This is a genomic window from Vibrio tubiashii, from assembly GCF_028551255.1.
Taxonomy (GTDB): Bacteria; Pseudomonadota; Gammaproteobacteria; order Enterobacterales; family Vibrionaceae; genus Vibrio; species Vibrio tubiashii_B.
Genome location: NZ_CP117029.1, coordinates 2410142 through 2433613, shown reverse-complemented (window position 1 = coordinate 2433613; position 23472 = coordinate 2410142). Strand labels below are relative to the sequence as shown.

The following is a 23472-nucleotide window of genomic DNA, read 5'->3' as shown; positions in this document are numbered from 1 at the left end:
ATTGATTTATATTTTGATAGTTTCTTAACCAGATTTAGCTTAACGGTAAATGAACTATTCTGCTAGGCGCATAACGTTCATTTCGTGTCAGAACTGATACTGGTTGTAAATTTAACAATCGCGTCGCCAGTCTATGCTGTTGTTCGCCATTGAGAGAAATTCTCATCTAGCTCTTTATTTTGATGCTAGAAATAAAACAGTCCTGATATTACCAAAGGTGAGGCAGGGATCAACAAAAAAGCCCCTGAATGGGGCTTTTTTAGACGAAAAATTGATTTGAACACATATTACTGTTCGTTCTCTTTCTCGGTAAAGATGCCCGCAAACAGGGCTGTGCTTAGGTAACGTTCACCTGAACTTGGAAGAACTGTAACAATTGTTTTCCCAGCAAATTCAGGGAGTTCTGCTAAGCGGTTTGCTGCAACAACAGCTGCACCTGATGAGATACCGGCTAGGATACCTTCTTCTTCCATTAGGCGACGAGCCATCGCGATTGCTTCTTCTGATGTAACCGCTTCAACACGGTCTACAAGCTCTAAATCTAAGTTGCCAGGGATAAATCCAGCACCGATCCCTTGGATTTTATGCGGAGCAGGTTGAATTTCGTCACCTGCAAGCGCTTGAGCAATCACTGGAGACTCTGCTGGCTCTACGGCAACAGAAACAATGTTTTTGCCTTTTTCGCCTTTAATGTATCGGCTTGTACCTGTGATAGTACCACCTGTACCCACACCCGCTACGAATACGTCAACTTCACCGTCTGTTGCATCCCAGATTTCAGGGCCAGTCGTCTTCTCGTGAATTTGTGGGTTTGCAGGGTTGTTGAACTGTTGTAATAGTAGGTATTTTTCAGGGTTGCTAGCAACAATCTCTTCTGCTTTAGCAATCGCGCCTTTCATACCTTTTGCTGCTTCTGTTAGCTCAAGGTTTGCACCTAGTGCTTTAAGTAGCTTACGACGCTCTAGGCTCATTGACTCAGGCATTGTTAGCGTTAGCTTGTAACCACGCGCAGCAGCAACGAAAGCCAGTGCCACACCAGTGTTACCACTTGTAGGTTCAACAAGCTCTACGCCAGGCTTAAGTGTGCCAGCCTTTTCCGCTTCCCAAATCATGTTGGCACCGATACGACATTTAACGCTGAAGCTAGGGTTACGTGCTTCAACTTTTGCTAGCACTTTGCCGTTACTAACTTTGTTTAGGCGTACAAGAGGTGTGTTACCAATAGTTTGAGAATTGTCTTCGTAGATTTTACTCATGGTGTGATCCTTCATCTCTGTTCTGTTTCAAGTCTATTTCAAAGCCAATGCTTCAAATAGATGCAGTTCTAGTGAATTGATTTGTAGGATAGAGATTAGGCTAGGTTAAAAAACGAGAAAAGGATTAAATAGTTATATGATATGAAAGGGGAGATTCTGGGAGCGGACTTCGTCCTCCGGGATGCGGGAACGCTGCGCTTCTGGATAGCTGGACTGGGCTTCGCCGTAGTGGAGGGAAACCTTATCTCCCGTCATTCCATAGAGCGACGGAGGAGCGAGTAGGGAATCTCATTCAGTTTTCGGCTCGTTTCAAGAGATCCCCAACTCACTAGTCCCTCGTTCTCGGGGATGACAATAATAGAGGCTGACGCTACGTGCTAACCCAAGAGCATTTCTCTAGCTCTTCAGCTCTTACTTCTTAAACTCAGCAACCCACATTGAGGTGGCACCGCAGACGGCAATTGGCATCACAAACAAGTTCAAAATTGGAATTGTGGTGAAAACAGAGACCAAAGCGCCAAAGCTATAGGCTTTGCCTTGTTTTTGTTTCAAATTGTTTCGCATGTCATTAAACGGCACTTTGTGATTATCAAATGGGTAGTCACAGTATTGAATCGCCAAAATCCACGCCGTGAAGATAAACCATAGAAACGGTCCTACGGTTTGACCCAGAGCTGGGATGAGCAGCAACAGGAATAGACCGATGGCTTTAGGTAGCACGTACACCAGTTTACGCCATTCACGAGCCATGATTCTTGGTGTGTCTTTAATGACTGCCATCATGCCATCTTCATTGACTTTCTGTTGGGTTAGATACTCTTCGACTTTTTCAGCCAGTAATCCATTGAATGGGGCAGCAATAAAGTTGGCCAAGGTACTGAAGAAGTATGAAAACGTTGCGAGTATTGTCAGGACTAACAGAGGCCAGAGTAGGTAACTAAGCCAAGACAAAAACTCGGGTAACTGTCCTATCAGTTGTCCTATCCAAGCATCTAGGTTGGAGAACAGGTAGTAGAGGGCTCCACCAACTAAGATAATGTTGGCCAGTAGCGGTAATATAACAAATTGGCGAATGCCCGGAGTGCGTGCCAGTTCTAAACCGTGGAAGAAGTAGCCAAAGCCAGAACGCTGTCTAATCTGTGTATTCATATTTTGCTTTTGTGGTGTAAAAACGAACGTTTTCTATCTTAACAAGAAAAAAGCGTGTTCAAAATCACAACATTTCAGGAACTTCTCACATTAAGTTGTTCTAAAACAGGGGCGAGTTTTGGTAGAGTAACTCAAAGTTAGGTTTAAACAGATTCGATGTAACCCGTTTACTATCGAGCAAATGAGAGCTAAAAATGCAGGAACTGCGATTTGTACTCATAATTGTTGGAGCTTTGGCGATTGCCGCTTTGCTGTTCCACGGTTTATGGACGAGTAAAAAAGAAGGGAAAGCCAAGTTTGGTAGCAAACCGATTGGCAAGCTGGATGTCGACAATGAAGACTCGGACCTAGTCCCTGAGCGCGCTTTTGCTCCAGAAGATGATTTTGAAATCATCAAGAAAGAGCGTAAAGAGCCCGGCTTTATAGACCGAGATGAAGTCATCGCAGATCCGCTCATCGATACTTACCAAGAAACATCACCAGAAGTTAATCCATCTACGACTGATAAAGATGACGTAGATTTGGATGTGCCTTCTTTCTCAAGTAAGTCATTGGATGAAGTTGAAGAGGTCGTCGAAGTCGCACACAAAGAAGTGCTTGAACCTATTGCCGAGTCATCACCAGTGCAAGAGCCTGAGACGCAACCAGCGGAAGAAGAAGCGCCGTTAGAAGTTATTGTCCTCAATGTACATTGCTCCGGTGAAGAACCTTTTGTTGGTACTAAACTGTTCGACAGTATGCAGCAAAACGGCCTGATTTACGGCGAAATGGACATTTTCCACCGCCATGCTGATCTATCAGGTACAGGCAAAGTCCTATTTAGTGTTGCCAACATGATGCAGCCGGGGACATTAAAGCATGACGATCCTGCCGAGTTCTCTACTAAGGGGATCTCTTTCTTTATGACCATGCCTTGTTTTGGCGATGCAGAACAAAACTTCAAGCTGATGCTTAAGACGGCTCAGCAAATTGCTGATGACTTAGGTGCTAATGTTTTAGATGATGCGCGTAACTTGATGACGCCAAATCGACTAGACAGCTACCGAGCTCAGATTCAAGAGTTTAAGGCGGCGCAACAAGCCTAAACATTCCTATTCGTCAGAAAGGCTCCGTATGGAGCCTTTTTTCATTCATTCTCAGTTGCGAACGTTGCAAGGCGTGTTCATACTGCCTGCATTGGCCGCTAAGAACGAGCCGTTTTTAGCACCGTTAGAAGTAATAATTATAGAGTTAGCTATGTCTACAGAGATTCAAGAGAAGCTTAATCAATTGCGTCAAACGCTGCACTACCATGGAGTGAAGTACTACGTTGAGGATAATCCTGAAATACCGGATGCTGAATATGACAGGCTCATGCGCGAGCTTATGGAGCTTGAGTCTCAAAACCCAGAACTTGTCACCATAGACTCACCAAGCCAACGAGTCGGCGGCGCGCCATTAGATGGCTTTGACTCGGTCACGCACGAGATCCCAATGCTTTCATTAGATAACGCTTTTGATGATGGTGAGCTAGAAAGCTTTCATAAGCGTATGGGCGATCGTATTCCAACGGCCAAGTTTGATGTTTTCTGTTGTGAACCCAAGCTAGATGGCCTCGCGGTTAGTCTGCTGTATGAAAATGGGGTTCTGGTCCAAGCAGCAACACGCGGCGATGGTGCAACAGGCGAAAATATCACCGAGAATGTTCGTACCATCAAAGCCATTCCCCTGAAGCTTCAAGGTGAAGGTTGGCCGGCACGCATTGAAGTGCGTGGCGAAGTGTTCATGCCTAAAGCGGGTTTTGACAAACTTAACGAGCAAGCACTAAAGAAAGGCGAAAAAGTTTTCGTTAACCCGCGCAACGCAGCGGCAGGTAGTTTGCGTCAATTGGATTCACGTATAACAGCAACTCGCCCATTGAGCTTCTATGCCTACAGTGTCGGTGTGGTTGAGGGTGTTGAGCTTTCTTCGAGCCACTATCAACGATTCATCCAGCTGAAAGGCTGGGGATTGCCAATGTGCCCAGAGACGAAGCGAGTAAACAATCTCGATGAAGTGAAAGCTTATTATCAAGATATCCTCGAACGACGTGAGTCATTAGCGTACGAAATAGACGGGGTAGTGATTAAAGTTGATGAGATCGCTCTTCAAGAACAACTAGGCTTTGTCGCCAGGGCACCACGTTGGGCTATTGCTTACAAGTTCCCTGCTCAAGAAGAAATCACTACGCTAAATGATGTCGAGTTCCAAGTTGGACGTACAGGCGCTATTACGCCTGTTGCTAAGCTGGAGCCTGTATTTGTGGGTGGCGTCACCGTCAGTAATGCAACCCTTCACAATGCCGATGAGATAGAGCGCTTGGGCGTCATGGTTGGCGATACGGTTGTGATACGAAGAGCGGGTGACGTTATCCCTCAGATTGTTTCTGTGGTGACTGATCGTCGTCCAGAGAGCGCCCGAGCGATTGTTTTCCCGGAAAACTGCCCTGTGTGTAAATCACAAGTGGAACGAGTAGAAGGCGAAGCGGTTGCACGCTGTAGTGGTGGTCTCGTTTGTCAGGCGCAACGTAAAGAAGCATTGAAGCATTTTGTATCACGTAAGGCGCTAGATGTTGATGGGCTAGGTGAGAAAGTGATTGAGCAGCTTGTTGATCGCGAAATGGTAGAAACACCTGCAGACCTGTTTAAACTATCTGCCGGTGTGATTACTGTACTTGACCGAATGGGACCAAAATCTGCGCAAAATGTGGTTGATGCTCTGAACAAAGCTAAGCAAACAACCTTAGCTAGGTTCTTATATTCATTAGGTATTCGTGAAGTAGGTGAAGCAACCGCGGCAAACCTTGCGCAACATTTTAAAACTTTGGACTTAGTTAAAGCTGCAAGCCATGAAAAGCTTGTCGAAGTTCAAGATATTGGCGATATAGTTGCGAGCCATATCACGGCATTTTTTGCTCAAGATAAAAACCAAAGTGTGATTGATGAACTGATCGAACAAGGGGTGAGCTGGCCTGACATAGCAGAGAAAGATGAAGACGCCCCTCAGCCGCTTGACGGTAAAACCGTAGTCTTAACTGGCTCACTATCTCAGCTTACTCGTTCTGATGCAAAAGCGGCTCTGCAAGCACTAGGGGCAAAAGTAACCGGCAGTGTTTCTAAGAAAACTGACATTCTTTTTGCTGGTGAAAATGCGGGCTCTAAGCTTGCTAAAGCGCAAGAGTTGGGCATTGAAATTCGTACCGAAGAAGACCTCATTTCATTAATGTAACCGACTAAATCCTATCTTAAAGCCACCACTTTTGGTGGCTTTTTTTTGTCATAAATAAAGTGCCTTTTTGAACCTCATAATATGCTCAGATCTTCTGTGATGAGGATCTTGTTAGATGTAATTATGTGAATCTTAAATAAAATTATGCGACGCACTTCAATGTGATTTAGAAATTTTTTATCTTTAAGTATTTGTTTTTTATTGCTTAAATATTTTTGGAACTTGTGGTGGGAGTGATTGTCGATCTGGATCACTGGAATTATAAAAATTTGTAGCGGGTCATATTTTTTTACATGAAAATTAAGTTCTGGTTGATGTTTTTTGTCGCGAAGTTAGTCTGAGACACATGGATACACGGTGTGTATGCAGGAAATAGAAAACTAAGAATTAATGATTAATCCAAGGTTTTCACATAGGAAATGATTTCTCCCTTCGGCGGCCAACTTAAGGTGAGAAAAATGAAAAGACAGCTATATCCATTTTTAGGAGTTTTTCCATGGACAAAATGTTTAAACGTACACTTTTAGGTGCAGCAGTGGCAGTAGCGTCAACTGGTGTAATGGCTAAGCAAGTTGGTGTTAACAGTGACTTCCAAGTAGAAGCGTACGGTGTAGCAGCTATTTCGGTAGTTAACTACGACACTGATGAAACAAATATGAGCACTGGCGTTGTAACTGATAAGAGTACTGGTTACGACTACGAAAACGAATCTCGTATTGGTTTCCGTGCTAGCAAAGACATGTTTGATGACCTTAACGTATTTATGCAGATCGAATCTGGTTACGTGGGTGAAAACGGTGATGGTGCTACATTAGGCAACCGTGATACGTTCCTTGGTCTTCAAGGTGATTGGGGTAAAGTTCGCTTTGGTCGTATGCTAACACCAATGTACGAAATCATCGACTGGCCATACTCTAACCCAGGTCTAGGTGCCGCCTTTGACTGGGGATCAACAGTTAAGTACAACCGCGATCGTCACGGTGATATGGCTCGTTTTGACTCAAAAGATTACAATGGCTTCAGTTTTGCTCTTGCGGCGGGTCGTGGTGAATCTAGCGTTAAAGATAATTACTTCTACGGTGCGAATGCTCACTACAAACTGGGCGATAGCTTTACGATTCATGCTGGTGTAGAAACTGAAGACGATCGTAAGATTTCAGACAGTGTTGCTGCAGCGTATGAAGTGTGTACGGTTGCGCCAGGTAAGACTTGTACAGATGTAAATAAAGCGACCTTTAATCCTGGTGATGTTTACCAAAGCACAGCAGCGGCAGCTCAAGTTAATGCTGATACGTTTGGTTATATCTTAGGCTTTGAAGCTTCACTTCCAGCAGGTTTCGGCTTGGCCGCAGCATACAAAGCAGGTGAGTCTAAAGATACAACTGGCGTTAAATCTGAGCAAGCTTCTTACTCTGTTATTGGTCAGTACTGGAATGGTCCATGGGGCTTCAAGCTAGGCTATGCAGCTAACATGGAGTCTGAAAAAGCTGGAGTTAAACAGAATGATGAAGATAGCATCATTTCTGGTCAGCTAATGTACGTTCACAACGGTTTTGTACCGTACGTACGTGTCGCACAACGTGACCTTAAGGATGACAAAGGCGTTAACTCAGAAATCTTTGTTGTTCGTGTAGGTCTAGAGTACGGCTTCTAATAGAGTACCAGAACCCTACTGTTTTTACGCTGGCCCCTGAGGCCAGCGTTTTAGTCTCTAATATGTGGAGTTACTCTCTGTCGAAATTAGTTAAATGTTTGTAATATAAAAAGAAGTTTTCAAATAGGGAATTAATATGAAAAAATGCGTAATCGCGTCTTTAGTCGCATTGATGGTTGGTTGCACCACACTGGATTCAGACAGTAGCTTTACTGATGTTGTAGCCCAAGTTGAAACTAAACAAAACTATTATTTGGTAGAGGGCAAGAGCTTTTTGCCTGATGTGGAAGTTAGTAAAGGTGCGCAGCTTACGCAATCCAACTTAGCATTGAACTATGTCGCACCTCATGGTCAGTCAGCAGTTCCTAGCTCGTTTATCGTCATGGAAGTAAAGTATTTTAAGAATTACAGTGAATACAAATATGTTGAAATTGACGGTAAGAAAATTCCTCTGAAGTCTTTAGCTCCTACAGCTGAAACATGCAGTGATATTTGTACACAAAGGCAGTTATTTAGGTTTGATGTCTCAGAAGAGTCTTTATCTAAGGGTGAGCTGCAAGGGTTGAGATTTGCTTTAGCTTCATCTGATCAAAATAAAGTCTTCTTTGACGTCGCCGCAGGCTACATCAAAGCAATTAGAAATAGTGTAGATAATAAGCCAGCGCCTAGTGCAGCGACTATCGTAGCGCCAGTTGTTGCAACAACTGCAATTGCCCAAGACTCAACTGAGAAGTCTAAGTCACAAGAGATGGCAATGTATTGGTTTGAACAGCTTGACGACAAGCAGCAGGAAAGCGTAACTAATTGGGCGGTTTCCAATCGTAAAAACGCAGCGGCTAAACTAGACACCGCCGATCAGGCTGAGCAAATGTTCTCTTATTGGTTTAACAAGGCCAATGAATCTGAAAAGAAAACGATATTGGTTGAACTGATCAATAAATAGATTAACTGATATAAAAAGGAGCCAATATGGTTCCTTTTTATATTTAGGTGAAGCGTGAGTATTCTATTTTAATGGGATGAAGATTGGTCTATAAGACCTTCCCACCTTCGGCTTTGCAAATCATGATAGGGATGTACCGAACCTTTCCATCTTTTAATTCACACTCTACATTTGGTCCTGTTTGACCACTTCCGTTACCTGCCAAAACAGCAGCGCTAAACAATAAACCGACAAATATTGAAGCTAGTTTTCTCATAACATTTCTCCTTGTGTCTTAAAATCTCCTAGTCAGAGATATTGACTAGTATGGCAATAGACCACGAAGGATCAAAAATAATTGCAAGAAATCAAATTTTTTAAAGTTTATTAAGTTGGAAGGGGAAAGAGGGAGCTATTTTTAAATGTATGAAAGCTCTGGTTATTATTTTTTAGGGCTTAATAGTTCTGATAAATGTATTTGTATGTTTTGATAACTAGTTAAATACTTTATTTCTCGAATTAAACTTAAAAAAATAGAGTTTATTTAACTAGTTACCGATTTTATTTTAATTAAAAACGAATAAAGTGCGTCAATTGAAGTGATTAGTCTAATTATCTCGTGGTTTTATGGTTAAAATAATTCCGCTCACTTTGGTAATTTCAACCTGTTGACCTGCACTAATCGCGCTTTCTGCCTGAGCACTCCATGTGGTGTCACCCACCTTTAAGCGTCCTTTCCCGGCTGGAAAATCTTCATTGAGGCGAATGATTTGACCAACTAACTGCTTACTTTTCTGATTAAGTTCACGGTTGGCGTCGGATTGTCTATCTGATTTAAATTGTCTGCGCCACCACAACCAAGTGGTTACCAAAGCAAATGTGGCAAAGGCGACCCACTGTAGCTGCCAACTCATAGGAATAAATGTGAGCAAAATACCCACGATTAAGGCTGATAGCCCAAGCCATAAAAAATAACCTGCGGTGCCGAGCAGCTCGATGGCAAGTAAAGCTAGCCCGAAGGCTAGCCAATGCCAATGATTGATACTATCTAGTAATTCAAACACATTAGCCTCTACTTAGTTGACTCTTTCGACTGCTTAAACATTTCGGCGATACCCGCGACAGAGCCCATTAGGCCAGACGCTTCAAGTGGAAGCATGATGATCTTGCCATTCTCAGCTTGGCCGATTGACTTGAGTGCGTCGGTATAGCCTTGAGCAATAAAGTAATTAACGGCTTGCATATCACCTTTAGCGATCGCTTCTGATACCATAGTGGTTGCGCGCGCTTCCGCTTCAGCCGCACGCTCCCGAGCCTCGGCTTGAAGAATAGCCGCTTGTTTATCACCTTCCGCTTTAAGAATCTCGGATTGCTTGTGGCCTTCTGCTCGTAAAATCTCTGCCTGGCGGATACCTTCCGCTTCGAGTACTTCTGCGCGCTTGTTTCGTTCCGCTTTCATTTGAGCGTTCATTGCAGCGGTAAGATCTGACGGTGGCTGAACATCTTTGATTTCGATACGCGTGACTTTTACGCCCCAAGGGTTGGTCGCTTCATCAACAATAGAGAGCAGTTTGGTATTGATCATATCGCGCTGACTGAGCATTTCATCTAGCTCCATGGAGCCCAGAACGGTACGAATGTTCGTCAATGTTAAGTTACGAATCGCGTGCTCTAAGTCGTTAACCTCATAAGCCGCTTGGGCTGCATCAATCACTTGAACAAAGCAGACCGCATCGATGGTGACATTCGCGTTGTCTTTAGAAATAACTTCCTGAGCAGGAATATCGAGCACTCTTTCCATCATATTGATTTTATGACCAATACCATCAATAAATGGAATGATGATGTTTAAGCCTGGCTTTAAGGTATGGGTATAGCGACCAAATCGCTCAACGGTCCAGTTGTTGCCCTGAGGGACGGTTTTTACGCCGGCGATAATCAGCGCAATGACAACAACGAGAAACACGCCGATAGTAATCAATGAATCAATAGCCATATCTGAGTTCCTTATGAGAATAGTCTATTGATTGTTGCCTATAGAGCCGCTTGTGACAATGGCAGAAGTGAGAACTTTTGCGAAATTTGGGCAAAATTAAAGCCGGACAGTGCCGACTTTAAGTCTATGATTTAGAATGAACTAATAAAGGATGGAGTAAAGTTGACGGCGGTATTTACCCGCGATCGGGTTACCTTGCCCAAGCGCGGCGAGTATATCCATAAATGACTTTTTCATTTCGCCATCTAGCGCGTTCAAATCTGTACGTAAAGCATTCCATAGAATCTCTAATGCTTCTTCGTCGCGATTGACTTGGTGGTAGTTAAGCGCCAGTTCGTTAGCCAGTTTTAGGTCACTTGGGTTCTGTGCCAACGCTTCTTCTAAAGACTGAATCTCAGGGCTGTTTGCTGCTTGCGCATGAAGCTCTAATTTAGCCACCAGGCCTTTGTAGTAATTATCTTGGTACTCAAGAGGAATATTTTCCAGCAGCAATTTAGCTTGGTCAAAATTTTGTGTTTCTAAATAGCAATCTGCTAGAGCAAGTTTTACATCGCCCCTTTGTTTCAATTCCTCGGCGATAGCTTCTAGAAGCGGGAGAGCTTGGGCATGTTGACCTGCTTGGATGAGCTCAAGTGCTTGCTTTAAGTTTAGTTCGTCTTGGCTAGGGAGATGTTTCGCTAGCATCTGTTGAATAGCAGCAACTGTTTGTGGACCACCAAGACCATCGACTGGCTGGCCATTTACGAATAAGGCAATGGTAGGCAAGGCTTGAACACCAAACTGGCTTGCAATCGCTTGTTCTTGCTCGCAGTTCAAAAGAGCTAATGTGAAGGCTCCGTTATATTGCTGCGCTAGCATTTGCAGGTCAGGTATCACTTGCGCACTTTCTTCGCTCATTGGCGCCCAAAAGTGGATTAGCACTGGGGTCTGCATTGACCCTTCTAGCACTTGACGGAAGTTTTGTTCGTATAGCTCAACAATAAATGGAGACTGCATCTATGAATTCCTTGCGACTTGTTCTATGGATCAAAGATATGGGCTAGGAGAGGAGAGTTCAAGTTAAGAGCTTGAATTTGAGATTATATTGTTGGCAGAAACAAAAACACCGCCTGCTGTGGCGGTGTTAATGTTCTCCCGAAAGGGTAAGCGAAGGTGTCTATAAAACGATAAACAACGTTAGCGCAACACCCACACTCAGCCAGTTTAACTGGTTTAAAGTCATATTATTATACCGAATGTAGCGCTTGAATTTTATAATTAGGGCTTGCCCTAAGTGTTAATCTAACGTCTTATTGTTACGGAATAATTACAAAGTTGCAGAAAATATCATGCAGCTTGTCGCAATATTTTGTCTAGAGCTCGGGTTGGCAGTAGGCGCTTTAAGACAGCAAACACCTTAGTCGGCGTAGTAATACGGTAACGAATCTTAGGCCTTTTTGCTTCTAGCGCATGAACAAGGGGAGCTATGCACGATTCTGCTGGCAAAACAAACGCATTGCTTGAGGTGTCGTTGTTCAGCCTTTCCATTTGTTGACGGTACTGCTTTTCATGGGCGCTGCCTTCAACTGTGATCCATTTCTTAAAGGCGATAAGGGCATTAGAGCGAAACTCGGTTTCAATTGGCCCTGGCTCTATCAGGCTTATGTGGATATCGGTATCCATGAGTTCGAGTCTTAACGTATCACTCCAACCTTCAATCGCAAACTTAGAAGCATTGTATGCACCGCGATACTTCATCGCCGCAAAGCCGAGCACGGAACTATTTTGGACAATTCGACCATAACCCTGTTTGCGCATAGTTGGAAGGAGTTCGCATACCAATTGATGCCAACCAAAAAAGTTGGTTTCGAACTGTTCTCTTAAACCATCAGTAGGTAGGTCTTCTAACGCACCAGGTTGGCCATAAGCCCCATTATTAAACAGAGCATCAAGCTTGCCATTGGTGAGTGCTAATGTTTGCTCTACCCCTTTGGTAATGCTCTGGCTGTCTGCGAGATCAATCTGGATGCAGGTAAGCCCTTCTGCTTGCAGTCTTTCAACGTCTTGTTGCTGGCGACAAGATGCAATGACTTGATAGCCTCGCTGATGAAGAGCGTGGGCACAGACATAGCCAATTCCGCTTGAACAGCCCGTAATTAATATCGATTTATCCATCGCGATCTAACCCATTGATTCTTTTAACTGGAGTTAGGTTACTGGATTATTCGTGGTGTTGTAACAAGTTTTTTAGTGCAGGCTCAAGGCGCGAGTAACTGAAGCGGAATCCGAGTTCAGTTAACTTCTTGGGTTTGGCTCTAATACTATCAAATAGCAGTACAGAGCTTTCTCCCATCGCCACTGACATTACCCATTTAGGTGTGAAAAGAAGGTGTGGACGCTTGAGTGTTTTAGCCAATGTTTGGCTGAACTGCTTATTCGACACTGGGTGCGGCGCACAGAGATTAAATTCCCCGTGAGCATGGGGTGTGTCGAGCAAGTAGATAATACCGCGGACCATATCCAACATATGAATCCAAGGCATATATTGGCGACCATGCCCCAGTGGTCCGCCTAAGCCCAAACGGTAAGGTGGAAGCATTTTCAATAGTGCTCCCCCCTGTGGAGCGAGCACCACGCCAGTGCGTAAAATACAGACGCGTGTCATCTCAGAGCGGGCTCGATTTGCAATCTGTTCCCACTTACTGCATACGTGGTGTGGAAAGCCCTGGCAATTTACATGCAGGCTTTCATCAAAAGGGTGCTCTTGTTGATCGCCGTAGTAGCCTACCGCAGAACCACTGATAAAAACTTCAGGTGGGGTAGTACTAGCATGAATAAGCTCAACTATGGTTTCAGTCAGTTTCCAGCGACTGTCGCAGATGGTTTGTTTCTGCTTTTTGGTCCAACGTTTATTGGCTATCGGTTCCCCTGCGAGGTTGATGACGGCATCAAAATCGTTGAGGTGATGAAAATCATCCAGTGAGGAAATGTAAGTGACGTTGCCCCTGTCGGTGTGGCTAAGGAGCATTTTGGCATGCCTAGGCTCACGAGTAAGCAAGACTACTTCATGAGTCGTCAAATGCTTAAGCAACTCTCGGCCGATAAAGCCAGTTCCCCCAGTGAGCAATACCTTCATTCCTAATCCTCTTATTGTGCAGAGCAGACAAGTCCAATCTTAACCATAGTGAACTATTGTTACTAATTATAGTTACTTAGCAGCAAATGTGATCACTAGTGGCAATATCACAAAATTCACATTTTGTTACGTTTATCCTTATCGACGTTGCGGGTATCACATAAGAAAGCGAAATTGTTTGCCATGCTAGAGAAAAGATTAGCGATTAACTGACTTGCAAGGAGGTTCAGTGGAAGCAGCGACGGCGTTGTTTAAAGCGCTATTAGGAAGTTTACGGGATCTATTACCCATTATTGTTGTCATCGCTTTTTTTCAGCTTGTTGTATTGCAAGAGCCTCTCCCCAATTTACTGTCTATTTTGCTTGGTCTTGTATTAGTTGTCTTTGGCTTAACGTTTTTTATCTTTGGCCTAGAGATGGGTTTATTCCCTATCGGTGAAACCATGGCTCAAGCGTTTGCTCGTAAGGGGAGCGTGTTTTGGCTGCTCATATTTGCATTTTGTTTAGGCTTTGGTACCACTGTCGCAGAGCCTGCATTAACTGCTGTTGCCGATGAAGCGGCAGAAGTGGCTGCAGAAGGAGGGATGATTCTCCACAACGAGGAGTCTATGGAGGAGTACGCAAACGGATTGCGCTACACCGTCGCATTGTCGGTCGGGATTGCGATTTTACTCGGCGTGTTGCGCATTCTCAAAGGGTGGCCCATCCAATATATGATCATTGGTGGCTATATCGGTGTGGTGGTCCTAACTATGTTTGCACCACAGAGCATTATTGGTGTCGCTTATGATTCAGGCGGCGTAACGACTTCAACCATTACTGTGCCTCTAGTGACCGCGCTTGGTGTCGGACTTGCTTCGGCGATTAAAGGACGTAATCCAATGATAGATGGATTTGGGTTGATTGCTTTTGCCTCCCTGTTACCCATGATGTTCGTGATGGTCTATGGAATGGTGGTGGCATGATTGGCTGGACACATTTCTTAGATACCTTTATTGGCACTATTACCGATGTATTGCCGATCGCTACCATCATTTTTGGTTTTCAGTTTGCCGTTCTCAGACGACCAGTGACTAACCTGCCAAAAGTGATTCTTGGTTTTTTCTACGTCATTCTTGGTCTATCACTGTTTTTACTTGGCCTCGATTTGGCCCTGTTTCCTCTTGGCGAAACCATGGCGCAGCAGCTTACCGCTCCAAGCTTTATTCAGCAGTTTAAGCTTTCTGCAGGAACCGTGTTCGAATGGATGGATTACTACTGGGTTTATCTGTTTGCCTTCTTCATTGGCTTTAGCACCACGATAGCAGAGCCCTCTCTGATAGCTGTGGCGATTAAAGCCAATCAGGTTTCTGGTGGGAGTATCAGTGTCAATGGATTAAGGATTGCAGTGGCGATTGGCGTTGCGGTGGGCATTTCTTTAGGCAGCTACCGGATTGTCGTTGGCGATCCCATTCATTACTACATTATCGTCGGTTACATCGTAGTAGTAATACAAACCTTTTATGCACCAAAGCTTATTATTCCCCTTGCTTACGACTCTGGCGGGGTGACGACTTCTACGGTCACGGTTCCGTTAGTGGCGGCGTTAGGTTTAGGGTTGGCCTCGACGGTTCCGGGGCGCAATCCAATGATAGATGGTTTTGGACTGATAGCGTTCGCTAGTTTATTTCCCATGATTTCGGTTATGGGGTATGCACAAATCACTCAGCGACTAAACAAAGGTGCTGAGCGGGAGGATGAAGAAAATGCGCTTTAAATTGTTATTGGCTTTCGTTGAAGACAGTAAAACAGACGTGGTGCTTGATGCCGCTCGTAAGGCTGGAGCGACAGGCGCAACAGTGATCAATAACGCGAGAGGGGAGGGGCTGAATCAAAAGAAAACCTTTTTTGGCCTCACCCTAGATGTACAGAAAGACGTTTTGTTGTTTGTGGTTGAAGAACATTTATCCCGACATATTTTAGAGACGATTGGCGAAGTCGGAGAGTTTGACCAAGAGTCAGGCCAAGGGATTGCGGTTCAGATTGATATTGAAGATGCCGTTGGAGTCGCGCATCAAGTCGAGAAGTTAACCAAAGTGGTAGAGGATGAGTTATGAGCACACACAAAAAGGTTCGAGTTCGGGATGTAATGACCAACAACTATGTCGTCATTGATGGCCTAACAACGGTAAAAGAAGGTATTCAGCTAGCTCGTAGCCACGAAGTGAAAGCGCTGGTGGTCAATAAGCGTAATGAAGATGATGAGTACGGATTGGTATTGATGAATGACATCGCTAAAAAAGTGCTCGCGCAAAACCGTTCTCCAGATCGTACTAACATCTATGAGATCATGACTAAGCCCGCGTTATCGGTCGATCCTGATATGAATGTAAAATACTGCGCCCGTTTGTTCGAACGCTTTGGTATTAGCCGCGCGCCAGTAATTGAAGCAGGTAAAATCATCGGAATGGTCAGTTACAACAACATCGTCATTAACGGCATGGTACATGATGACTAATAGCCGGAGAGTGCGTAGAATCTCCTCATTAATTTTGAGGAGATGATGTCGTGAAACTCTTTTTTGCCTCTGACTTGCATGGCAGCTTGCCTGCAACCCAGCAAGTTCTTGCTGAATATGAAAAATCTGGTGCTGAGACGCTAGTACTACTTGGTGACATATTAAACCATGGCCCACGTAATCCTGTCCCTGAAGGTTACAACCCGCCAGCGGTGAGTGAGCTGCTCAATCAATATGCTGACCAAATTATTGCGGTGCGTGGTAATTGTGACAGTGAAGTCGATCAGATGCTGCTCTCGTTCCCAATGATGATGGATTACGCTTGGGTGTTATTAGAATCTGGACAGCGACTGTTTTTAACTCATGGTCATCTCTACAATTCCAGTAAGCGTCCTGCGCTAAAGCAGGGAGATGTGTTGGCTCACGGGCATACCCATATTCCTGTTGCTCAGCGAGAGGGGGAGCAGTTTATATTTAACCCGGGCTCAATCACCTTTCCGCGCAATGGATTTTCTGCCAGTTACGGCTTGTTAGAAGGTAATGAACTTAAAGTAGTGACGTTTTCTGGTGAGGTACTGGTCTCGGTACTAATTAATTAAGTACTGAGCCAAAATGAAACAAAGGCAGCTCAGTGAGCTGCCTTTGTATTTAACTTCGCACTATTTCGAATCTGAATGACCTAAGTCTCTTTCTGGGTCGATGATATCGCGCACTTTTTGCTTCAGTACTTTCGCTTCTGGGAATCCACCGTCGCGTTTGCGTTCCCATATAAGCTGACCATTACAATGAATTTCAAAGCGGCCCCCTGTGTCTGGGTGGAGAGATACTGTCTCTATCTCTTCGCTAAAAGTATGCAGCAGCTCTTGAGATAGCCAGGTAGAACGTAGCATCCAATTACATTGGCGGCAGTAGTAAATATCTATGATGGCTTTATCCATGAAAATTCCCTTAAAACAAAAGCTTGATACCAACGGCGAAAGTCAGTATTTCAAAACATATCTTGATGAACTGATTGCTGTAACGAGTGGTTAGGTAAGCGCCTAAGCTGCCGCCAATGAACGAGCCTAGCAGCAGAGCAGGTAACCAAGGCCAATAAACCGGAGCGCCAGCCTGCACCATCGCTATGCCGCCAATGCCATTCCAGAATAGGCCGACGCATAACATGGTGAGCGCAACAGCCTGCTTATAGCTGTAACCGAACCAGCGGACTAAAAACAATGTGACCAATAAGCCCGAGCCTGCCGTCAGCGATCCGTTAATCACCCCAATGAGCATTAAGCCTAATCCACCAATTATCCAACCTTTGGTATCGCGATTTAGTGGCAGTTCTTGTTGTCCAAGCTGCTTTTTAAAACGTGAATAGATACCAAGGCAAAGTATCATCCCACCCAGCAGTTTCTCAGCAAGGTCACCGGGAATCAGCAAGACAATATTGGCGCCAATAATGACCCCTATGCTTCCCACACTAATAAGATACAAAGCTACTTGGTAGCTGAAGCTTTTCTGTTTGATGTGGGTGTAGGCAGCCCCGAGACCAAGGGCGACACTGGCGATCTTGTGGGTAGCCAAAGCGATAGAGAAAGGCAGGCCGAAGAAAATCAGTAGTGGAAATTGCAGTAAACCTGCGCCGCCACCAGAGAATGAGGCGAGAGTGTTCGCAATAAGTGAGCCCAATAATAGGCCGAAGGTGTTTATCCAATCCATATGAAAAAAGAAAAGGGGCATCATGCCCCTTTATCGAATCTAATTAGAAAATAGAACGGTAGAGCCGTGACTTAGGCTCGTCAGTAGCAGTGTCTTTTCGTTAACGATATCGATACGACGGCTTTGCTGAGCATCCATCTTAAAGATCTGAGTAATCAAGTCTAACTGCTCGGCGGTGAAGTCTTTACTTTGCGCAGAAGAGACATCTTTAAACTCTGTCGGAGAGACCAATAGGTAATTATCACTAATGTCCCACTCACCAGTTTCAGAAATGTTTATCACGCTCTCTGTCTTAGCATTGAAAGGGTACAAACGTACTGTCGCTACACGAATGTAAGTATTGTTTGGTAAGTACTTAACGTTAGATACCACATCGACTTTACGAAGTGAGCCAACAGATTCTTCTTGAAGCGGCTCGGTGATAACCGTCACCATTTTCGATTGCCACTCGTTTGAAGTAAGAACCTGTTCAACTTTAAGATCGCTGCCCCAGTATAACCAAGCGCTAAATACAGCGGAGATAACAAGTAGGCTAGCTGCAATTTTTTGATTCATCGGTGTTCTTCCTACTGGCAAACTTTACTGAGATCTTGCTGCTCTGCGAAGATACGCAAAGTAATGTTTTCACCTGAATTATCCAAAGAGTGGATGTAGTTCAGGATAAGTTGATTGTTCTGACCACCTGTTGCGATCACTTCCACTGGAGCCAGTGCTTCAACATGTGTTTCATTGTACTTTTTCACACATTGCTCAATGGACGGATACCACTTGCTAAGATCTGGATGATTCATAGGTGCTTTGACAACTGTGTTATCGAAGACACCTAACTGTCTGAACTTAGACTCAGCAGGATTAGTGAATAAGATTACACACAATGGAATCAGGATCGCCAACAAAACAAGCAGCTTAGAAAGTAGCGAACTTGATTTACGTGCTGGAGTTTGTGTTTCAGCTGTCTCACTAACAGGGCTAACCGTCTTTGGTGCTACAGGCGTTTCAACTGTCTCTTCGACTTTGATTTGCTCGGTAACCTCAACGGTTTCAAGCTCTGAGTTTTCTTCCTCAAGTGATTCACCACTCATTAGTGTAGTTGCGCGCTCTACAGAACAAATCAATTGATAACCACGTTTTGGCACCGTTTTAACGAACATCGGTGATTTTGTAGAGTCTTTGAGTAGTTTTCGCAGCGTAGAGATTGCTTGAGTCAAGCTTGAGTCATCAACTTCGAAGCCTTGTTTGCGCCAAACAAAGTCATGCAGATCGTTACGAGAGACAATCTCGCTAGGCTTCTCACACAACAACAGCAGGATACGGCTTTCGTTACTACCTAAACGAATTAGCTCGTTGTTATTCTCTTTGTCGACGAGAGAGTTAGTGTTTGGGTCAAAGGTAAATCTATTATCAAGATTAAACTTAGTACCTATGTTACTCATTAATTGCGGCCACTATATTAGAGGTTTCAGACAGTTAAGTTGTTAAAGCGCTCAATACAACCAATTTCGGTGAAATCAGTTTATATTTTTTGATTTTTTGGCGTGGCAAAGGATAGTCAAAATAAAACAAAAAAAACACTGTTTTTATGATTCTTGACCTTGAATTTACATTTGTCACCCTCATGTTAATTGGCAGATTTAGGCCAAATAGACATCATTATTATGAATGTATTGGCTTGATAAGTATAGAACTTATGGAGTTATCATGAGCGATACAGCAACTCAAAACAAAGAAACTCGTGGCTTTCAGTCTGAAGTAAAACAATTACTTCACCTTATGATTCACTCTCTTTACTCAAACAAAGAGATTTTCCTTCGTGAGCTAATTTCAAATGCGTCTGACGCTTCTGACAAACTGCGCTTTCAAGCTTTGTCAAATTCAGAACTGTACCAAGGTGATGCAGACCTTGGTGTGAAGCTTTCTTTCGACGAATCAGCGAATACTCTGACAATCTCTGACAACGGTATTGGTATGAGCCGTGAGGATGTGATTGAGCATTTAGGCACTATCGCAAAATCAGGTACGGCTGAATTCTTCTCAAAGTTGTCTGAAGATCAATCGAAAGACTCACAGCTAATTGGTCAATTTGGTGTTGGCTTTTACTCAGCATTCATTGTCGCTGATGCAGTCACGGTTCGTACGCGTGCAGCAGGCTTAGATGCTCAAGAGGGCGTTCAATGGCATTCGGCGGGTGAAGGTGAATACACCATCGAAACTATCTCTAAGGAGAGTCGCGGTACAGACATCATTCTTCACATGCGTGAGGAAGGTAAAGAGTTCTTAAACGAGTGGCGCTTGCGTGAAGTGATCAGCAAGTACTCAGATCACATCGGTATTCCTGTGGCTATTCAGACCGCTGAGCGTGATGAAGAAGGCAAAGAAACCGGTGAGAAAAAGTGGGAGCAGATCAACAAGGCTCAGGCACTTTGGACGCGTAATAAGTCGGATATCTCTGAAGAAGAGTACCAAGAATTTTACAAGCATGTTTCTCATGACTTCGCAGATCCACTGGTATGGAGCCATAACCGCGTAGAAGGTAAAAACGACTACACAAGCTTGCTATACATTCCAGCGAAAGCACCTTGGGACATGATGAACCGCGACCACAAATCTGGTCTTAAACTGTATGTGCAGCGCGTGTTTATTATGGATGATGCTGAGCAGTTCATGCCTTCATACTTACGCTTTGTTCGCGGTCTAATAGATTCAAACGATCTGCCACTCAACGTATCGCGCGAAATTCTGCAAGACAACAAAGTTACCCAATCGCTACGTAATGCTTGTACTAAGCGTGTGCTTACTATGCTTGAGCGTATGGCGAAAAACGATGAAGAGAAATACCAATCGTTTTGGAAAGAGTTTGGTCTGGTTCTAAAAGAAGGCCCAGCAGAAGACATGAGCAACAAAGAGAAAGTCGCAGCACTACTTCGTTTTGCGTCTACTGACGTTGACTCTGCTGAGCAAACTGTTGGTCTAGCGTCTTATGTAGAACGCATGAAAGAAGATCAAGACAAGATTTACTACCTGACTGCAGACAGCTACGCAGCAGCTAAGAACAGCCCTCACTTAGAGCAGTTCAAAGCCAAAGGCATCGAAGTAATTCTGATGTTTGACCGTATTGATGAGTGGCTGATGAACTACCTGACCGAGTTTGATGGTAAGCAGTTCCAGTCAATCACTAAAGCGGGTCTTGATCTGAGCAAGTTTGAAGACGAAGCAGAGAAAGAAAAGCAGAAAGAGACCGAAGAAGAGTTTAAGTCTGTCGTTGAGCGCACCAAAGAGTATTTAGGTGAGCGCGTCAAAGAGGTTCGCACGACCTTTAAGCTAGCCAATACTCCAGCGGTAGTGGTGACGGATGACTTCGAGATGGGCACACAAATGGCTAAGCTACTTGAAGCAGCAGGTCAGGCCGCTCCAGAAGTGAAGTACATCTTTGAAATTAACCCTGAGCATGCACTTGTTAAGCGCATGGCCGATGAAGCCGACGAAGAAGCGTTTGGTCGCTGGGTAGAACTGCTGTTAGGTCAAGCGATGTTGGCTGAACGCGGTTCGATGGAAGATCCATCGCAGTTCTTAGGTGCAATCAACACGCTTTTGACTAAGGGCTAATAGCCTAAAAACACCAAAAAGCTCGCATCTTGCGGGCTTTTTGATTTATTTGCGTTAATCATGAATAAAACCGCGAGAAGTTGCAGACTTGTGTGAGTGTTTAAGCATTCTTTAGTCGTAATTCGCGCTTTGGTTTTAAATTGTATGATAGAATGCAACCTTGAAACCCAATGAGCAGGCGTGTAATGTGCACGCCTGCTTTATTGTTAACTGTAGAACAGTTATACCGAAACTTACCGTGAGCGCTAGATGTGTTCATTTGGTCACCCCATAGTGAGCTTCGGTATAAATCATTATTATCTTAAGAGGATTCAACATGCGCATCATTCTTCTAGGTGCTCCAGGTGCAGGTAAAGGCACACAAGCTAATTTCATCATGGAAAAATACGGTGTTCCGCAAATCTCTACTGGTGACATGCTACGTGCTGCTATCAAAGCAGGTACAGAGCTTGGTAAACAAGCTAAAGCTGTTATTGACGCTGGTCAGCTAGTTTCTGATGAAATCATCCTTGGTCTAATCAAAGAGCGTATCGCTCAAGATGACTGCGAAAAAGGTTTCCTACTAGATGGTTTCCCTCGCACTATTCCTCAGGCTGATGGTCTGAAAGAAATGGGTGTAGATGTAGACTACGTAATCGAATTTGATGTTGCTGACGACGTAATCGTTGAGCGTATGGCTGGTCGCCGTGCTCACCTACCTTCTGGTCGTACTTACCACGTTGTTTACAACCCGCCTAAAGTTGAAGGCAAAGACGACGTAACTGGCGAAGATCTAGTTGTTCGTGATGACGACAAAGAAGAGACAGTACGCGCTCGTCTAGGTGTATACCATGAGCAAACTGCACCGCTTATCTCTTACTACGGTAAAGAAGCTGAAGCAGGTAATACTAAGTACCTTAAGTTCGACGGTACTAAGCAAGTTGCTGAAGTTAGTGCAGATATCGAGAAAGCACTAGCATAAATAGCTAACCGCGAATTTTGAAAATTTGCTATAGTGAAGCGATCCTTTTTAGGGTCGCTTTTTTTATGCTCTTAGTTTGATCCATTTCTGAGATAGGTACGTAGAGAGCCTTTTTAGTGTCGATAGGAAGCTATGCAAAATAACAAAAAACAAGGTGTACTCCTGGTTAACTTAGGTACGCCCGATGAGGCCACCGCTCCTGCGGTTAAGCGCTTTTTAAGTCAGTTTCTGCATGACAAGCGTGTCGTCGATATGACGCGTTGGTTATGGTGTCCAATCTTGCATGGTGTGATTTTGCCAATTCGCGCGCCAAAAGTAGCGAAGCTATATCAAACCGTATGGATGGAAGAGGGCTCTCCACTTCTGGTTTACTCTAAGAAGCAAGCTGAAAAACTTCGCCAGCAGCTTGATATACCGGTTGAGTTAGGGATGACTTATGGCAATCCGAGCCTAAAAGTTGGCGTAGAGACTTTACTAGCTCAAGGGGTAGAAGAGATTATCGTCTTGCCGCTATACCCTCAGTATTCTGGAACAACGTCGGCTACGGTATCTGATGGATTAACTAAAGCATTCAAGCAGATGCCTGTAATACCTAGTTTTCAGTTTATTCGCGACTACCACGAGCACCCTCTGTATATCAAAGCATTGGCTGAAAGTGTTAAGCGTTCTTGGCAAGAGAACGGTCAAGGAGATTATCTGCTTTGTTCATATCATGGCATTCCTAAACGCTTTGCCGACAATGGTGATATTTATCCTCAACATTGTGAGCGAACAACTGCGCTTCTTGGCGAGGAACTCGGTTTGTCACCTGACAAAATTGGTATGACATATCAATCGCGTTTTGGTCGTGAGGAATGGTTACAGCCTTATACAGACAAAACATTAGAAACCTTGCCAGCCAAAGGGATCAAAAAACTCGATATTATGGCGCCAGCCTTCTCAGCAGACTGTCTGGAAACATTAGAAGAGATTTCAGAACAGTGTTGTGAGCTGTTTATGGAGCATGGTGGTGAGCAGTTTACTTATATCCCGTGCCTAAACGACGATGAGCTGCATATTCAGATGATGGTGGATTTGATTTCACGTCATTAAAGGTAGCGATTGTATGCTTAAGAAGGCCGCGTTAGCGGTCTTTTTTGTATCTAGTCATGCCATCTAACGTCAATTTTCCCATAGCCTATCGTTAAAAAACGACTTTACTAGTTATTCGCCTGATCGATGTTTTGGTGATCAAGATCAGATTATTATTATCGAAAATTAATAAAAAGCTAAAAGCTGTGTGATCTCGATACTGTTAATCTGATTAATAAAGAAACTCTAGGTGATAGTGATCACCAATCTCTATTTTATTAATTTTTTTGTTTTTGTAA

General features: G+C 44.0%; 24 protein-coding genes. 12 read left to right on the top strand and 12 right to left on the bottom strand.

Annotated elements, in window-relative coordinates:
• Nucleotides 1-287 precede the first annotated feature (287 nt).
• Both cysK and cysZ read right to left on the bottom strand, forming a co-directional pair.
• A complete protein-coding gene (gene cysK, locus LYZ37_RS11160; RefSeq protein ID WP_004746230.1) occupies nucleotides 288-1256 on the bottom strand; it encodes a cysteine synthase A in 969 nt (322 codons plus the stop codon).
• A gap of 411 nt (nucleotides 1257-1667) precedes the next feature.
• Nucleotides 1668-2405 carry a sulfate transporter CysZ gene (cysZ, locus tag LYZ37_RS11155; RefSeq protein WP_272785534.1) on the bottom strand — a complete coding sequence of 246 codons (738 nt, stop codon included), beginning with the start codon at nucleotides 2403-2405 and terminating at the stop codon, nucleotides 1668-1670.
• Between the two features lie 194 nt (nucleotides 2406-2599).
• On the opposite strand from cysZ, the gene zipA reads away from it, so the two are divergent.
• The 4 genes from zipA to LYZ37_RS11135 all read left to right on the top strand — a co-directional run bounded on the left by zipA (nucleotide 2600) and on the right by LYZ37_RS11135 (nucleotide 8248).
• On the top strand, nucleotides 2600-3490 hold the full coding sequence (gene zipA, locus LYZ37_RS11150) for a cell division protein ZipA (RefSeq protein WP_272785533.1): 891 nt from the start codon (nucleotides 2600-2602) through the stop codon (nucleotides 3488-3490).
• Nucleotides 3491-3641: 151 nt separating this feature from the next.
• Complete coding sequence (gene ligA, locus LYZ37_RS11145; protein WP_272785532.1) at nucleotides 3642-5651, top strand: NAD-dependent DNA ligase LigA; 2010 nt, start codon at nucleotides 3642-3644, stop codon at nucleotides 5649-5651.
• A gap of 496 nt (nucleotides 5652-6147) precedes the next feature.
• Nucleotides 6148-7305 carry a porin gene (locus tag LYZ37_RS11140; protein WP_272785531.1) on the top strand — a complete coding sequence of 386 codons (1158 nt, stop codon included), beginning with the start codon at nucleotides 6148-6150 and terminating at the stop codon, nucleotides 7303-7305.
• Between the two features lie 136 nt (nucleotides 7306-7441).
• Nucleotides 7442-8248: a DUF2057 domain-containing protein gene (locus LYZ37_RS11135; RefSeq protein WP_272785530.1), complete on the top strand. Its 807-nt coding sequence runs from the start codon at nucleotides 7442-7444 to the stop codon at nucleotides 8246-8248.
• Between the two features lie 88 nt (nucleotides 8249-8336).
• Here the strand turns inward: LYZ37_RS11135 and LYZ37_RS11130 are convergent, their stop codons facing one another.
• From LYZ37_RS11130 to LYZ37_RS11105, 6 genes are all read right to left on the bottom strand, one after another.
• On the bottom strand, nucleotides 8337-8504 hold the full coding sequence (locus tag LYZ37_RS11130) for a hypothetical protein (protein ID WP_239853765.1): 168 nt from the start codon (nucleotides 8502-8504) through the stop codon (nucleotides 8337-8339).
• A 331-nt stretch (nucleotides 8505-8835) separates the two neighbouring features.
• Nucleotides 8836-9291: an NfeD family protein gene (locus LYZ37_RS11125; protein ID WP_272785529.1), complete on the bottom strand. Its 456-nt coding sequence runs from the start codon at nucleotides 9289-9291 to the stop codon at nucleotides 8836-8838.
• Between the two features lie 8 nt (nucleotides 9292-9299).
• A complete protein-coding gene (locus tag LYZ37_RS11120) occupies nucleotides 9300-10223 on the bottom strand; it encodes an SPFH domain-containing protein (RefSeq protein WP_004748991.1) in 924 nt (307 codons plus the stop codon).
• A gap of 141 nt (nucleotides 10224-10364) precedes the next feature.
• On the bottom strand, nucleotides 10365-11219 hold the full coding sequence (locus LYZ37_RS11115) for a co-chaperone YbbN (RefSeq protein ID WP_272785528.1): 855 nt from the start codon (nucleotides 11217-11219) through the stop codon (nucleotides 10365-10367).
• 330 nt (nucleotides 11220-11549) lie between these two features.
• Nucleotides 11550-12377: an SDR family oxidoreductase gene (locus tag LYZ37_RS11110; RefSeq protein ID WP_272785527.1), complete on the bottom strand. Its 828-nt coding sequence runs from the start codon at nucleotides 12375-12377 to the stop codon at nucleotides 11550-11552.
• Nucleotides 12378-12423: 46 nt separating this feature from the next.
• Entirely contained in the window at nucleotides 12424-13338 is a 915-nt protein-coding gene (locus tag LYZ37_RS11105) for a TIGR01777 family oxidoreductase (RefSeq protein ID WP_272785526.1), read from the bottom strand.
• Nucleotides 13339-13567: 229 nt separating this feature from the next.
• Here LYZ37_RS11105 and LYZ37_RS11100 point away from each other — a divergent pair, with 229 nt between their 5' ends.
• Genes LYZ37_RS11100 through yfcE form a run of 5 tightly spaced genes read left to right on the top strand, consistent with a single transcriptional unit; the run spans nucleotide 13568 to nucleotide 16433 of the window.
• Complete coding sequence (locus LYZ37_RS11100; RefSeq protein ID WP_272785525.1) at nucleotides 13568-14302, top strand: DUF1538 domain-containing protein; 735 nt, start codon at nucleotides 13568-13570, stop codon at nucleotides 14300-14302.
• Nucleotides 14299-15093: a DUF1538 domain-containing protein gene (locus tag LYZ37_RS11095; protein ID WP_272785524.1), complete on the top strand. Its 795-nt coding sequence runs from the start codon at nucleotides 14299-14301 to the stop codon at nucleotides 15091-15093. Before LYZ37_RS11100 ends, LYZ37_RS11095 begins: the two co-directional genes overlap by 4 nt.
• Nucleotides 15083-15433 carry a P-II family nitrogen regulator gene (locus tag LYZ37_RS11090; protein WP_004748985.1) on the top strand — a complete coding sequence of 117 codons (351 nt, stop codon included), beginning with the start codon at nucleotides 15083-15085 and terminating at the stop codon, nucleotides 15431-15433. Before LYZ37_RS11095 ends, LYZ37_RS11090 begins: the two co-directional genes overlap by 11 nt.
• Nucleotides 15430-15834 (top strand): CBS domain-containing protein, encoded by a 405-nt coding sequence (locus LYZ37_RS11085; RefSeq protein WP_004748984.1) that lies wholly within the window; start codon nucleotides 15430-15432, stop codon nucleotides 15832-15834. Before LYZ37_RS11090 ends, LYZ37_RS11085 begins: the two co-directional genes overlap by 4 nt.
• A gap of 50 nt (nucleotides 15835-15884) precedes the next feature.
• Nucleotides 15885-16433, top strand: a complete 549-nt coding sequence (gene yfcE, locus LYZ37_RS11080) for a phosphodiesterase (protein WP_272785523.1) — start codon at nucleotides 15885-15887, stop codon at nucleotides 16431-16433.
• A gap of 60 nt (nucleotides 16434-16493) precedes the next feature.
• Here yfcE and LYZ37_RS11075 read toward each other — a convergent pair whose 3' ends face one another.
• The 4 genes from LYZ37_RS11075 to LYZ37_RS11060 are packed head-to-tail and all read right to left on the bottom strand — an operon-like array spanning nucleotide 16494 to nucleotide 18971.
• The gene (locus tag LYZ37_RS11075) at nucleotides 16494-16772 is read right to left on the bottom strand and encodes a SelT/SelW/SelH family protein (RefSeq protein ID WP_004748982.1); all 279 of its coding nucleotides are present in this window, start codon (nucleotides 16770-16772) and stop codon (nucleotides 16494-16496) included.
• Nucleotides 16773-16782: 10 nt separating this feature from the next.
• On the bottom strand, nucleotides 16783-17538 hold the full coding sequence (locus LYZ37_RS11070; RefSeq protein ID WP_272787169.1) for a sulfite exporter TauE/SafE family protein: 756 nt from the start codon (nucleotides 17536-17538) through the stop codon (nucleotides 16783-16785).
• 39 nt (nucleotides 17539-17577) lie between these two features.
• Nucleotides 17578-18093 (bottom strand): regulatory protein ToxS, encoded by a 516-nt coding sequence (locus LYZ37_RS11065; protein WP_272785522.1) that lies wholly within the window; start codon nucleotides 18091-18093, stop codon nucleotides 17578-17580.
• Between the two features lie 11 nt (nucleotides 18094-18104).
• Nucleotides 18105-18971, bottom strand: coding sequence for a transcriptional regulator (locus LYZ37_RS11060; RefSeq protein ID WP_272785521.1), 867 nt, complete (start codon nucleotides 18969-18971; stop codon nucleotides 18105-18107).
• A gap of 265 nt (nucleotides 18972-19236) precedes the next feature.
• On the opposite strand from LYZ37_RS11060, the gene htpG reads away from it, so the two are divergent.
• The 3 genes from htpG (at nucleotide 19237) to hemH (ending at nucleotide 23194) form a co-directional block, all read left to right on the top strand.
• Complete coding sequence (gene htpG / locus LYZ37_RS11055; protein ID WP_272785520.1) at nucleotides 19237-21141, top strand: molecular chaperone HtpG; 1905 nt, start codon at nucleotides 19237-19239, stop codon at nucleotides 21139-21141.
• A 316-nt stretch (nucleotides 21142-21457) separates the two neighbouring features.
• Entirely contained in the window at nucleotides 21458-22102 is a 645-nt protein-coding gene (gene adk / locus LYZ37_RS11050; RefSeq protein ID WP_004748977.1) for an adenylate kinase, read from the top strand.
• Between the two features lie 132 nt (nucleotides 22103-22234).
• Nucleotides 22235-23194: a ferrochelatase gene (hemH, locus tag LYZ37_RS11045; protein WP_272785519.1), complete on the top strand. Its 960-nt coding sequence runs from the start codon at nucleotides 22235-22237 to the stop codon at nucleotides 23192-23194.
• Nucleotides 23195-23472: the final 278 nt, after the last annotated feature.

What these genes read in the sequence shown, in the direction of transcription:
- cysK (WP_004746230.1), bottom strand. Translation starts at nt 1,256, where the DNA reads ATGAGTAAAATCTACGAAGACAATTCTCAAACTATTGGTAACACACCT.
- cysZ (WP_272785534.1), bottom strand. Translation starts at nt 2,405, where the DNA reads ATGAATACACAGATTAGACAGCGTTCTGGCTTTGGCTACTTCTTCCAC.
- zipA (WP_272785533.1), top strand. Translation starts at nt 2,600, where the DNA reads ATGCAGGAACTGCGATTTGTACTCATAATTGTTGGAGCTTTGGCGATT.
- ligA (WP_272785532.1), top strand. Translation starts at nt 3,642, where the DNA reads ATGTCTACAGAGATTCAAGAGAAGCTTAATCAATTGCGTCAAACGCTG.
- LYZ37_RS11140 (WP_272785531.1), top strand. Translation starts at nt 6,148, where the DNA reads ATGGACAAAATGTTTAAACGTACACTTTTAGGTGCAGCAGTGGCAGTA.
- LYZ37_RS11135 (WP_272785530.1), top strand. Translation starts at nt 7,442, where the DNA reads ATGAAAAAATGCGTAATCGCGTCTTTAGTCGCATTGATGGTTGGTTGC.
- LYZ37_RS11130 (WP_239853765.1), bottom strand. Translation starts at nt 8,504, where the DNA reads ATGAGAAAACTAGCTTCAATATTTGTCGGTTTATTGTTTAGCGCTGCT.
- LYZ37_RS11120 (WP_004748991.1), bottom strand. Translation starts at nt 10,223, where the DNA reads ATGGCTATTGATTCATTGATTACTATCGGCGTGTTTCTCGTTGTTGTC.
- LYZ37_RS11115 (WP_272785528.1), bottom strand. Translation starts at nt 11,219, where the DNA reads ATGCAGTCTCCATTTATTGTTGAGCTATACGAACAAAACTTCCGTCAA.
- LYZ37_RS11110 (WP_272785527.1), bottom strand. Translation starts at nt 12,377, where the DNA reads ATGGATAAATCGATATTAATTACGGGCTGTTCAAGCGGAATTGGCTAT.
- LYZ37_RS11105 (WP_272785526.1), bottom strand. Translation starts at nt 13,338, where the DNA reads ATGAAGGTATTGCTCACTGGGGGAACTGGCTTTATCGGCCGAGAGTTG.
- LYZ37_RS11095 (WP_272785524.1), top strand. Translation starts at nt 14,299, where the DNA reads ATGATTGGCTGGACACATTTCTTAGATACCTTTATTGGCACTATTACC.
- LYZ37_RS11090 (WP_004748985.1), top strand. Translation starts at nt 15,083, where the DNA reads ATGCGCTTTAAATTGTTATTGGCTTTCGTTGAAGACAGTAAAACAGAC.
- LYZ37_RS11085 (WP_004748984.1), top strand. Translation starts at nt 15,430, where the DNA reads ATGAGCACACACAAAAAGGTTCGAGTTCGGGATGTAATGACCAACAAC.
- LYZ37_RS11075 (WP_004748982.1), bottom strand. Translation starts at nt 16,772, where the DNA reads ATGGATAAAGCCATCATAGATATTTACTACTGCCGCCAATGTAATTGG.
- LYZ37_RS11070 (WP_272787169.1), bottom strand. Translation starts at nt 17,538, where the DNA reads ATGGATTGGATAAACACCTTCGGCCTATTATTGGGCTCACTTATTGCG.
- LYZ37_RS11065 (WP_272785522.1), bottom strand. Translation starts at nt 18,093, where the DNA reads ATGAATCAAAAAATTGCAGCTAGCCTACTTGTTATCTCCGCTGTATTT.
- LYZ37_RS11060 (WP_272785521.1), bottom strand. Translation starts at nt 18,971, where the DNA reads ATGAGTAACATAGGTACTAAGTTTAATCTTGATAATAGATTTACCTTT.
- htpG (WP_272785520.1), top strand. Translation starts at nt 19,237, where the DNA reads ATGAGCGATACAGCAACTCAAAACAAAGAAACTCGTGGCTTTCAGTCT.
- adk (WP_004748977.1), top strand. Translation starts at nt 21,458, where the DNA reads ATGCGCATCATTCTTCTAGGTGCTCCAGGTGCAGGTAAAGGCACACAA.
- hemH (WP_272785519.1), top strand. Translation starts at nt 22,235, where the DNA reads ATGCAAAATAACAAAAAACAAGGTGTACTCCTGGTTAACTTAGGTACG.